The organism is Stieleria magnilauensis, from assembly GCA_007753675.1.
Classification (GTDB): domain Bacteria; phylum Planctomycetota; class Planctomycetia; order Pirellulales; family Pirellulaceae; genus Stieleria; species Stieleria magnilauensis.
The window spans coordinates 10243904-10255691 of record CP036432.1; the positions used below are offsets into that span (position 1 = coordinate 10243904).

11 protein-coding genes are annotated in these 11788 nt (G+C 58.2%); 8 read left to right on the forward strand and 3 right to left on the reverse strand.

Annotated features, from left to right (window positions below; all coding sequences use genetic code 11):
• The first annotated feature begins 1 nt into the window (after position 1).
• The 3 genes from TBK1r_RS36215 (at position 2) to TBK1r_RS36225 (ending at position 3112) form a co-directional block, all read left to right on the forward strand.
• Positions 2-454, forward strand: coding sequence for a hypothetical protein (locus TBK1r_RS36215; protein ID WP_145220944.1), 453 nt, complete (start codon positions 2-4; stop codon positions 452-454).
• A 73-nt stretch (positions 455-527) separates the two neighbouring features.
• The gene (locus TBK1r_RS36220; RefSeq protein WP_145220947.1) at positions 528-1553 is read left to right on the forward strand and encodes a hypothetical protein; all 1026 of its coding nucleotides are present in this window, start codon (positions 528-530) and stop codon (positions 1551-1553) included.
• 308 nt (positions 1554-1861) lie between these two features.
• Positions 1862-3112, forward strand: coding sequence for an AAA family ATPase (locus TBK1r_RS36225; protein ID WP_145220950.1), 1251 nt, complete (start codon positions 1862-1864; stop codon positions 3110-3112).
• Positions 3113-3156: 44 nt separating this feature from the next.
• Here TBK1r_RS36225 and TBK1r_RS36230 read toward each other — a convergent pair whose 3' ends face one another.
• Positions 3157-3564, reverse strand: a complete 408-nt coding sequence (locus TBK1r_RS36230) for a hypothetical protein (RefSeq protein WP_145220953.1) — start codon at positions 3562-3564, stop codon at positions 3157-3159.
• Between the two features lie 426 nt (positions 3565-3990).
• Positions 3991-4842 (reverse strand): hypothetical protein, encoded by an 852-nt coding sequence (locus TBK1r_RS36235; RefSeq protein WP_145220955.1) that lies wholly within the window; start codon positions 4840-4842, stop codon positions 3991-3993.
• Between the two features lie 180 nt (positions 4843-5022).
• On the opposite strand from TBK1r_RS36235, the gene TBK1r_RS36240 reads away from it, so the two are divergent.
• Positions 5023-5931, forward strand: a complete 909-nt coding sequence (locus TBK1r_RS36240) for a 3-methyl-2-oxobutanoate hydroxymethyltransferase (RefSeq protein ID WP_419580736.1) — start codon at positions 5023-5025, stop codon at positions 5929-5931.
• Between the two features lie 126 nt (positions 5932-6057).
• On the opposite strand, the gene TBK1r_RS36245 is transcribed toward TBK1r_RS36240, so the two are convergent.
• The gene (locus TBK1r_RS36245; protein ID WP_145220958.1) at positions 6058-7173 is read right to left on the reverse strand and encodes an EF-hand domain-containing protein; all 1116 of its coding nucleotides are present in this window, start codon (positions 7171-7173) and stop codon (positions 6058-6060) included.
• Between the two features lie 330 nt (positions 7174-7503).
• Between TBK1r_RS36245 and TBK1r_RS36250 the strand changes: the two genes are divergently transcribed.
• The 4 genes from TBK1r_RS36250 (at position 7504) to mutL (ending at position 11744) form a co-directional block, all read left to right on the forward strand.
• A complete protein-coding gene (locus TBK1r_RS36250; protein WP_145220961.1) occupies positions 7504-8220 on the forward strand; it encodes an SIMPL domain-containing protein in 717 nt (238 codons plus the stop codon).
• Positions 8217-8474, forward strand: a complete 258-nt coding sequence (locus tag TBK1r_RS36255; protein WP_145220964.1) for a hypothetical protein — start codon at positions 8217-8219, stop codon at positions 8472-8474. Before TBK1r_RS36250 ends, TBK1r_RS36255 begins: the two co-directional genes overlap by 4 nt.
• Before the next feature lie 68 nt (positions 8475-8542).
• Positions 8543-9277, forward strand: coding sequence for a glucose 1-dehydrogenase (locus TBK1r_RS36260; protein WP_145220967.1), 735 nt, complete (start codon positions 8543-8545; stop codon positions 9275-9277).
• A 445-nt stretch (positions 9278-9722) separates the two neighbouring features.
• Positions 9723-11744, forward strand: coding sequence for a DNA mismatch repair endonuclease MutL (gene mutL / locus TBK1r_RS36265; protein ID WP_145220970.1), 2022 nt, complete (start codon positions 9723-9725; stop codon positions 11742-11744).
• The last annotated feature ends 44 nt before the right edge of the window (positions 11745-11788 follow it).

Sequence of the window (11788 nt, forward strand, 5' to 3'; positions counted from 1 at the left end):
AATGCGTCTGTTACTTACCATCATCTTGGCTGCAGCTATCGGCCCTGCTGCGAATGCACAGTTTGACTGTGTCAGGTACATCGTTCCTCACAATATGATCCGCGTGTGCTCAACATTTTACACTGAAACATGCTGGACCAATCAATCCGGAGGAGTAAAGACGTACCAGTGTGGAAATCCAACGACGGCAGCTGCTTGCGCAGGGAAGAGCTGGCACTACCATGGAGACGATTACAATCAAGAGGTAAAGGAGCAGCGAGACGCAAACACCAATGAAGAAGGACGCGAGCCTGACGAGGCAAATCCAGATACTTATCAGTGCGGCTTGGAAGGAGACTGTGAGTGCAACGAACATGAAACATACTTCAAATGCGAAGGCGACATCCTCAATCCTTCATTTGAAGATGCCGTCGACTGGGTCGAGTTAAGCGGAACTCAATGCTTCGGGTGGTAACGCCACTTTCTTTCAACCGTTCTGCTCACGGTGGATACCTTCACCGTGAGCAGAGTCAAAAACGAGGGCTCGCATGCATCACCGTTCAATCACGCTGTGCTTTTTATCCTTCCTGGCCTCGACACCAAGCCTCGCCGAAAATCGCAAGGCGCCGAGCACTGCGGAGGAAATCGCATTTCAGGGAATCGCCGATTTAACCCTGTTACGCGACAGCACACTGAAAAGGTACTCCTTGATGATCCAAGGAGAAAGCCAAGTAATCTATGATGCGTCGGTTGCAAGGCCGCCTCTCCAGATCAACCGAATCTACAAGTTCTTTGCCGCCGACAGCAATCGGGGACTCGAATACCTTTCCCATTGCAAGGTGATGGGGCCAGAATCCACCAGCCGAACGTATGAACATCAGTACTGGGTGGAGTTCTACAAGTGCAAGGACAAGGCGATGGGACGTTACGGCTCCGCTTCGCGACGACCCTACAAGGTGCGTGAGGCAAACCAGTCCATCAATGAATTCATGGAGAAACAGCGTCTCACCGGCGTCCGGCTTTCCGTTTTCGACACGCTGATCGTTCACCCGATGTTTGTCGGGAATGGAGATGACCAATACGGCTGGATCGAAAGAACTTACCTGCAGAAATCAGAACTGCTTGAGGCAGCGAAGGTGACCCAGGGAGATGTGAGGAGCAAATGGCGGTGGAAATCCGGAGTTCATGATTTTGAAATTGAATTAGTACAGGGCAAAGCATACGACTACCTCCCGGTAAAAGTCACGTTCAAAAGCAAAGACACGAACAGGCCTGACCATTTTGGCGAAACCGAGATCAAGTGGAAAAAGCATCCGTCAGGAAAATTCCTTCCCTACGTGTTGAAGATGGCCTCGGGAAGCCCATTCGGCCAGAAGCAAGAACACCATCACTGGGTCCTTGACTGGCGTCTTGGAGATGAACTGCCAAGCGACTTCTTCCAGTGTGGCCTTTCAGACTTCCGTACTCAGTTTACGCCAATCTACGACTTCAAGGCTGACATCTACGCGCGTCCGGGCGGACTCATCCTCGGCACTCCATGGAAGACTCCCGAGGCACTTGTCGAAGAAGAGTAACGCTGCGGCTGAATCCCATGCTGCGTCCACCGAAGTAAAGGTTCCAGAATTCCGATTGTTTCTAAGTCGTGCCGATTCTTGCTTGCCATTGTCTCGGCCGATAGGCTGTTGATTCCAGACGGTTGGCCACCGCGCGTCGGTGTCTGATTTCGGGGCGGGCGAACGAGATTCTCTTTGGCGAGGAGCTTCGACTCCGCGTTGATTCGGCGCCAACTTGGTCCGCAGATCGGGTACTGACCGAACCTAAGTTGAGCTGCTGGGTCTGGTAGAAGGGCCGGTCCGCGACACGATAAGCGATACAAAACTTTATGCTTCCTTCAACATTTATCTCTGAGGCGTTAGGTGACAATCCATCGGCGCTGGCCGTCAAGGCTGAGTCGATTCTGCTGGGCCATGTAGGCGACCAGGCGGTGGTGCCCTGTCGAAATCTCGAGGTGGAGGAGTTCGCGCGGCTGGGGCACTGCGAACTCGAGCCGCTTGCAGAGCCGCGGCCGAGCCTGTTTCGGTATTGGGGCGGTGAAGACTACGACCGCCTGTTTTCCAGCTATGAACAGGTTGTTTGGCAGGTGACATGGAATGACCACTCCATCCACGTCGTGCATCTGCAATGGGAAGCCGGATGCGGCGGCGAAAGCCGTGACTGGGTCGTCGCCGAGTCGGCCGAGATCGCCGACGCTTTCATTCTCGATGTCGAGCGAAAGACGCACGCGCCGGGGAACGCGATCCTGGTCTTCTCCAACGGCCGATGGAACCGCAGCCACAGCCTGTACGAGGCGACTCGATCGGCATCCTTTGACGATCTGATCCTGGCCGACGGCATGAAGGATGCGATACGCAACGACTTTCAACAGTTCCTGGAAGCCGAAGATCGCTACACCCGGCTCGGCATTGCTTGGCGGCGTGGCGCATTGATGATCGGCCCGCCGGGCAACGGAAAGACGCACTGTGCCCGCGCGCTCGTGAAAGAACTGGACATCTCGAGCCTCTACGTGCAGAGCCTGAGCCATCAGTACTACACGCCCGAGCAGATGTGGAAACAAGTCTTTGACCGCGCCCGCGGACTTCGCCCTTGCGTCCTGGTCCTCGAAGACTTGGACTCGCTGGTCAATGACGAAAACCGATCTTTCTTTCTCAATCAGCTGGACGGTTTCGAGCAGAACCACGGGATGATCGTCCTCGCCACGACGAATCACGCCGAGCGGATCGATTCGGCAATCATCGACCGCCCCAGCCGTTTTGATCGCAAGTACCACTTCAATCTTCCTGCGCTCGAAGAACGGAGCCAGTATCTCGCCGACTGGCAACAACGACTTTCCGGCGAGTGTGGCTGGACGGCGGAACAAGTCGATCCGATCGCCGCAATCACCGAAGCGTTTTCGTTCGCCTACCTGAAAGAGCTGGTCGTCAGTTCGTTGATGAAGTGGATGCACGAGTCATCCACCGATTTCGCAGCCGTGATGACCGAGCAAGCGGGAATCTTGCAACGGCAGATGAAGACCGAGTTGTCGGAACCTGCCTCGCACAATGGACGGCGTCGCCGGCGCGGCGAGCGTGTGTAACGCTGCCGTTAGCCGTTTCCGATGTCGGTCCATCGGCCAACCAACTAGCCTCGACGCGATGCGCTTCGCTTCTGGGCATCGATCAGTCGGTCTGCAATTTCAGCAATGATGAAATCACGCCTCTTTGAAGACAACGATTTCTCGGAGTACTCCACTTCGTCAACCGGTTTATTTTTGCGATGGTTGAACCAGCGAATGAGATCCAGTTTTGTTCGAGGTTTTTCGACAGTGAACGGCGAGAGAACCGCCGTACGTTCCATCACAACAAAAATCCAAGGATCACCGGTCCGGTCAATTGAGCTGTAGTTCTTCTTTTCGACAAGCTCGAGCGGTGAAAGTTTTTCGTAGAGCGTCTTTGCTGACTTTGCCGCGACCAACACTCCATCAACATCAACAATCACGGGATAGGCGGGTGCGCGGAGAAAGTACGAGAGTTTATCAAAGCTTGCCATTTTGTCCCCCTTGAATGCTCTGCATTTTAGCCGTTTCAAACAGCACAAAAAGCAGGGCCGAGCTCACAATGGGACAAAAGGGAGCAATCGGTCAGATGTTCCGCGCAGGTCCTCCAAGCCGATGGTCACTCGACTGATGCCCGGAAACAACGCCACCGGTCGATCGAAAACGGAGGGTAAGAAAATTTCGGAGGTAAGAAAATTGCCGACGACCGGGGATCGCTGCGGGGATTCATCTTCTTACCTCCCGAATCTTCTTACCTCCCGAATCTTCTTACCTCCCGAATCTTCTTACCTCCCGAATCTTCTTACCTCCCGAATCTTCTTACCTCCCGAATCTTCTTACCTCCCAAATCTTCTTACCTCCCAAATCTTCTTACCTCTTTTCCCCGGCCGGCTCTGAAGTGTCACGGGAACTGGTCGCACCTACTGATCCTGCCCGCGGTTGGACTCGATGATCACGGGGCGTTCGACGTTGATTCCCCAGGCCTTGAGCGTTTGGTAGGCTTGGTCGCGGACGCCGTAGTACTTGGTGCGGGTTCGATCGTCGGCCGTCTGTTCGCTGTACCCCGTGTCCTGCAGCAGCCCGCGCAGTCGGTCGATGTTGGCTTCGGACTTGAAGTACCGTAGCACCTCGGCGGCTTTCGATCGGCTGGAGTAGTTTTCGGAGTTCAGCCATCCGATCGCCAGCGTCTCCAGTGGCTCGTCCACGGGCACGATCAGTTGCCCGTGTGGTCCCCGTTTGGAATCGAACGGCACGTCCGGTGGAATCGTCAAACAAACGGTATGCAGTTGCCGCACGTTGGGTGGCACGCGGCCGATGATCTCCCTGGCCGCCTGGAGGACCGCCTCAGGTGTGCGCAGGATCGTGAAATCAGCCCGAAGGACTTCGATCTTGCCCGGCGTCAACTCAATCAATTTCGGCGAGAACTGGTGATGATCGCTGTGCGCGATCAGCAGACGACTGGAACGCTCCTCAACGTCTTTGAACCGCGCCGTCGGGTGTTCGACGAACAGCCCCATTTTCTCATGATGTTGCTCGAAGATCGGGTACTTGAGCGTTTCCTCCACTGCGATCGTGATGCCAGGCTTCTCCGAGCCGCCGGGGATCGGCTCGTCGCGGACCCTGACGACCCTGGCAATCCAAACACGGTCCGCGTTGATGATCCAGCTTTCCAGACTCTCTGCGGTGTAGACCAAGGGTTGAGCCGTGGCATGGTCGCCCGCGAAGAGCGCGAACGCCAAGACGACAATTGAAATTCGGCAAATGCGACGCATGCGTACCGGTCTCCTGAAAGGGACGAACCACTCGGGATTCCCTGTTGGAGTATAGCCGACTTGGTACCGCCGTCTGGCGACGGCAGCGACGCTCGCTTTGATTCCTTTCGAGCGGTGCGATATGTTTTGCGACATCCCACACCAATTGCCGTTTCTTCTCTGGAACAGAAAATCAAATCGATGAACTCCGACGCAAACCCACCCAACGCACTGCCTCCCAGAGACGCGCACAAACGAGGATTACACCGGACGATGACACTCGGTGGGGCCTACGCAACCCGCAACCATACGATCAAGCATCTTCAAGATTTGAAAGGAAAAGCGGTCCTCACCGAGACCATGCCGTTTACGACGCGCGAGGCAGCGGCGGCGGAAGAGGCAGGAATCGACACGCTGAAAGTCAAATTTGATCCAGCGGATCCGGCCAGTGCACTTGCGATCCGAAACGCAGCGCCGCACACCTTCATGACGTTCTGTATCGGATTGACAAAGATTGCGACCGCGGCCGAAGCGGTGCGTGCCGGCTACGACGCCATGGAACTCGGCGCCGATGGAATCATGTGCCAATGGGGACCCGAATTCATTCGAGCCGTTTCGGACGCTGGAATTCCGGTGGAAGCGCACGCCGGCCTGGTGCCCCGCTTGAGCACCTGGACGGGAGGCCTGAGGGCGGTCGGCAAAACGATCGAAGAAGCGATGTGGGTCTACGAGCAGATTCAATCGTTTGAAGAAGCAGGAGCCTGGGCGGTGGAAGTGGAAGTCGTACCGGCCGAGCTGCTTGCACAGATCTCCAAACGCACCCGCCTGGTGACGTCGTCCATCGGTGCAGGCAGTGGCGGTGACATTCAATTCATGTTCGCCGAAGACATTTTGGGCAACCACGCTCCTCCCTATCCACGACACACCAAACAGTATCGGAACCTGTTCAAGATGGAACAGGCGATGCAGGCGGAGCGCGTCGGGGGCTTTCGAGACTATATCGACGATGTCAAAAGCGGACAGTTTCCTGGCCCCGAACATGTGGTCAAAGCACCGGAAGGATTGATCGACCAGTTCCTTGCCGCTGTTGACGGCGGCGGGGACAAGTAGCTTCCACCGGCATCGGTGAGTGCCTGCGTTCTCACCCGCCGGATGCTTCATTTTTTGACCACTCAGTTTTTTGACCCGATCTCCTTTGAGATGCACGACGACCTGACCGACGGCAACTTCCCGCCTTCACGGCCGCCGGGTCTTCTGGATGAACCGTGCCAGTTCCTTCATATCGATCGCAGCATCGCCGTCTTGGTCGATCAGACTGAGTTTTTCAGGGAAGAGTGGACTGTCACGGTTGGCCCCACTGGCCTTCAGCTCCGCCTTGGACAGTTTGCGATCGCCGTTGGAATCATTTCTCGCGATCAAGATCGATGCCCGGTTGGCGGATTCGTCGTCGAACCCCAGCAGCTTTCGCTGCTTCGCCAAATACGTTTCGATTTCCAACAGCGACAGGAGTCCGTCACCGTTTTCGTCGGGGCTACCGAGGTCTGGGTCTGGGTCTGGGTCGGCTTGGCGAAACAGGTTCGCCGGCACTAAACCGTCGCCGTCTGGGTCGCTGCGTCGGATCACATTTCTGGCGAGCAATTGATCCGAGGGCGTCATCCCCATCCGCATGCGGCGGTCGGCCAAGTATTCGGCCAGCTCCGAGACCGATAACGATTCGTTGTCGTTTCGATCGAACTTCATCGTTGCCGAATCCAAGTCGACGGCGCCGAGTTCATCGCCGCCCAACTGACGATCTCCATTGAGATCACCTTGATTGATCAGCGCCATCGCACCGCCTTGGTCACAACCCTTGACACCCAACTCATCACGAAACTTGCGTTCAAACGCCAATCCACGAATCAATTCATCGGCAGAGAGTTCGTCATCGGAATTTCGATCGTAGCTTTCGATCTGATCTGAAAACGTATTGTTCTCCAGTTCCCTCAACTGCAACTTTCCGTCTCGGTTGCTGTCATATCGCTTGGTGTAACGGTCGGCCAAAATCGAATCCATCTGCACGATGCCCGCACGTTCACGTTCGGCCGCGAGTTTGAGCGTGACTTCGACTTGCTGCAGGTCACCGCTGCGATTGAGATCAAACGGGCGGATGTCTTCGCTGGTCCACTTCAGCCGCTCGTACTCGGATTTGCTCAGCGCCCCATCGTCATCCAAGTCATGCCGGGCAAACAGTTTGGCGGTCGCCGTCAAATCCATTTCCAGTAGCTTGATCGAGAGTGGCTCGGCTGGCGCGCTGTCGTCCTGTGCAATGAGCGTTGGCGTGGTGTGCAACCCGGTAAAACAGACGGCAAGCAAGAGTAGGCATGCCGCAGAACGATTGGATCGGCAGCCGTGGAAGAGCATGAGAGTCGGCACGTCAGAACGCCCCCGCGTGATGGACTGAATCATTTTGCAACCGACGCAGTATAACTGCCCCGGCCGATCCCATTGGGGCCTCGCCCATTCCGCCGGCGCGTGGCAAACACAGCAGCCCCACCCTCTGGCGGAGGCAACCCAATTTGCCTGCCACACACCTTCATTTGACGCTTCTTCGATGGTCCATTAGTGTGAATTTGGAGCAGCTGCTTGCAACCGACCGCCACGCCGGTGCAGCTGCCCTGTCTGATACAAAATGGAACTCAACTTATGAACACGCGTTTAACATTTGTCGCTGCCCTGTTGCTCTTTCCGTTGGGGATCGGTGCTCAGGAGCCGAACTCTGAAACCAGCACCGCCAACCGGGTGATCATCGTCAGCGGCACGGGAGAGGTGAACGGAGTGCCCGATGTGGCCGAGATCAATGTCGGTGTTGTGGTCGAGGCAGACAGCGCCAAAGCGGCGCTGGTCGCAAACAACGATCAAATGAAGCGACTGCTGGAGAAACTGAAACAGCTTGGCATCGCCGAAAAAGACATCCAGACCACCAGTTTCAACGTCGCGCCGCGCTACCAACGCATGCGCAATCCCGACGGCGAGCCGCCCAAGATCGATGGCTACCGGGTGTCCAACCAGGTCCATGTCCGGGTGCGTAAAATCGAATCGCTTGGCGTCGTGCTCGATCAAGTCGTCACGGCCGGCGCGAACCAAATCAACGGCATCAGCTTTTCGATCGCCGATTCAGAAACGTTGATGGACGAAGCCCGCAACAAAGCCATCCGTGACGGCAAGCGCAAAGCCGGCTTGATGGCCAAGGAAGCCGGCGTCAAGCTCGGCCAACTGGTGGAAATCCGCGACCACTCCGGCGGCAACCAGCCCGGACCGATGCGTTTCATGGCGATGGCCGAATCCCGTTCGTCGGTTCCCATTCAAACCGGCGAACAAACGCTTTCGGCACAGGTTCAACTGACGTTCAAGTTCGAATGAACGGGCCCAATCCCTACCGGCCGACGCAAGTCGTCAACCCTGATGACTTGCGTGACTTGCAATCGCCGTATCGAAAACGCCCGGCCAAGCCGGTGTCGGCGCGAACCAGAGTGGTGGCCTCCCTCGGGCTCTTTGCCGGCGGGTTGATGGTTCAGGCTGCCACGGGTTCCTTCGGGTTTTTGTTGTGGTGGTGCTGCTATCTCGCGAGCATGATCTGCTTGATTTGGGCCATGTTCGCGACTGTTGCCGACTGAGTCGTCTGCTTTGCCACACGTGCTAAATCTCAAGGTGTTGTCGACGTGCCACAATGGAGACGAGCAAGATGACTGAAAAGGTCGCGATCGTGACCGGGGCGAGTCGCGGGATCGGCGCCGCGACGGCGAGGCTTCTCGGCCGCAACGGCTATCGCGTTGCGGTCAATTTCCGCCAACGATCGAATGCGGCCCAGGCGGTCGTGGAGCAAATCGTTGCCGACGGAGGCGACGCGTTCGCCGTTCAGGCTGACGTTTCGGATGAGAACGAGATCCGACGGCTGTTTGCGGCGGTCGACGATCGCTGGGGACGTCTCGATGCGCTCGTCAACAATGCGGGAATTCTGGAACCGCAGGCGACGGTGCAAGCGATCACGGCCGATCGTTTGAATCGAATTTTCTCCGTCAATGTGATCGGTCCGTTTCTTTGCTGCCGCGAAGCGATCCAACGCATGAACGACGGCGGCAACATCGTCAATGTGTCCTCGATCGCCTCGCGCACCGGGTCACCCGACGAATACGTCGACTATGCGGCATCCAAGGGAGCGATCGATTCGTTGACGATCGGTTTGGCCAAGGAGGTTGCCGGCCGAGGGATCCGGGTCAACGCGGTCCGACCGGGGGTCATCGAGACGGAAATCCACGCCGACGGCGGAGAACCGGGACGGGCTCAACGAATCGGCGCCACGCTTCCGCTGGGGCGGCCCGGCATATCGGAGGAGGTCGCCGAAGCGATCCTGTGGTTGGTGTCGGATCGATCCAGTTTCACCACGGGCCAGTTCATCGACGTTGCCGGGGGAATCTGACGCCGATTCAGACCGCCAACGCGAAGGGACGTTGATGCAACACTTGAGCCGCCGGCCGTCAGGCCACGGGCCCCACCGGACGCGTGCTGATTAGCGCCGCCCGGACGCTGGCGAGAACCGGCTGACGCCAAAGTGCGCGGCACGACCCCGACGGGGTCCAAGCCAGTAGCCGGAGGTGAGCGAAGCGACACCTCCGGAAATCCGGTCCCCCGTCAAACGCGACCCCGAAGGGTGTCGAAGCAAATGACGTCGGCGCCCTCGGACCCGGCCAGCCCGCACGCTCAAGCTCACCAATCACCTCCTTTACGAGCGCAGACTGCCGCACCGCCGGCGGATGCATTCGACGCGACCCCGGCGGGCGTCTTGCTAGCAGCCAGGCGGGCTTTCTGGAGGCGTTTCGGTTTCGCCGGTTGGTCTGTTGGGCTTGGAGGGGTAAATTGCGGGCATGGAAGCCACAGCTAAAACATTGCCGACGATTCGCCAATTGCCCCCCAATCTGATCAACCAGATCGCCGCCGGGGAGGTGATCGAGCGGCCCGCGTCGGTGGTCAAGGAATTGTTGGAAAACAGCGTCGACGCCGGGGCGACTCGGATCGAGGTTTCGATCGTCGGCGGCGGCACCGAGATGATCCGCATCAGCGACAACGGTTGCGGGATGACGGCCGAGCAATTGCCGCTGGCGTTGGCCAGTCACGCGACGAGCAAGCTGCCGACCGACGAGGACTTGTTTCACGTGTCCACGCTCGGGTTCCGCGGTGAAGCGTTGGCGTCGATCGGCAGCGTGTCTCAATTGACCATCCGCAGCCGCACCGACGGCGAGACTGCGGGCAACGAAATTCGAGTCCGCGGCGGCGTGATCGATCCACCACAGCCTTGTGGTTGCCCGGTCGGAACGGTGATGGAAGTCCGCAATCTGTTCTTCAACACGCCGGTTCGGCATCGGTTTTTGAAAACCGCGCAAACCGAAAAAGGGCACATCGTGGAGGCCTTCACGCGGATCGCGCTGGCCAATTCGCACATCCACTTTGTGCTCAACAACAATGACAAACCGCTGTATGACCTGCCGGTGACCGAGCGGTGGAGCGAGCGGATTGCGGCGTTCTTCGGCGGCGAAATCGCCGACGCGTTGATCCCGATCAACAGTGACGACTCGCAAATCCATGTCCAGGGTTACGTCTGTGACCCGTCGGTCAGCCGCGGCAATTCGCGGATGCAGTATCTGTTCCTCAACAGCCGACACATCCGCGACCGTTCGCTGCAGCACGCCTTGGGCGAGGCCTATCGTGGGCTGTTGATGGTCGGCCGGCACCCGGTTTGTTTCTTGCGGATGTCGATGCCGCCGGAGTTGATCGACGTCAACGTGCACCCGACCAAGTTGGAAGTTCGTTTCACCGACGGCGGCCGAGTTTACAGCCGGTTGTTGCAGACGCTGCGACACCACTTCTTGACCACCGACATGACGCAGCGGGTCGGCCCCGCGCCGGTTGCCGACGACGCGGACCTGACGCCGGCGCCCCGCAGTGAACTGGGGATGCCGGTTCGAGCCGAGCAGGCGCATCGGCAATCGGTGATCGAATGGGCGCGAACTGGAAACAACCCATCCGACGTGTTCGTCTCGCCCGCCCGCGGTGACGATTCCAGCGGCGGATCGGCGATGGGATCCGCTCCAGACGTCGCGGCTCGTTCGATTCCCTCGTTCGGTTCGGTCCCCAGCTTTCAACCGTTCCCCGGTGGCGGCTCACCCTCGATGCCTCACCAGGGGTCTCCGACGGCGACGACCGACTCGGCGAGCGACGAAAACGTGGCGCCCTGGGATGGCCCACAAGCCGCATCGCCGGAAGATTCCGGAGTCGACCACCCCGCCGTTTGCCATCTCGGGTTTCAAGTCCACAACCGCTACCTGGTCACCCAAGACGAAAAAGGCATGGTCGTGATCGACCAGCACGCGCTGCACGAACGCGTCTTGTACGAGCGGGTCAAAACCAAAGTCTTGGAGAGCGGTCAATCACTCGAATCGCAAGGGCTGCTGGTCCCCGAGCCGGTCTCGATGACGCCGGCCGAACGAACGGCGGTGTTGGACCACCAGGAAACCTTGGCGCAGATCGGGATGGAAATCGCAGAGTTCGGCGGGGATACGATTGTGATTCGATCGTACCCGGCGATGCTCAAGAACAAGCCGCCGGCGGACATGCTGCGGACGCTGATGGAATCGGTGCTCGGGGGCGGCGAAAAACCCGAACCGATCGAATTGCTCAATCATTTGCTTTCGACGATCGCGTGCAAGGCGGCCGTGAAAGCCGGCGACCCGCTGCGGCCTGAAGAAATCCGCGCCCTGTTGGAACAGCGTGACCTGTACAACGACACCCATCACTGCCCGCACGGCCGGCCGACGGCGTTGTTTTTCAGCCGTGACGAGCTGGACCGCATGTTCGGGCGACTGGGACCGCGCGCCCGGACGACGAAATGACGGCGGTTTCGACGGACCGAATGGCCATCCGGGGGCGGCCCATC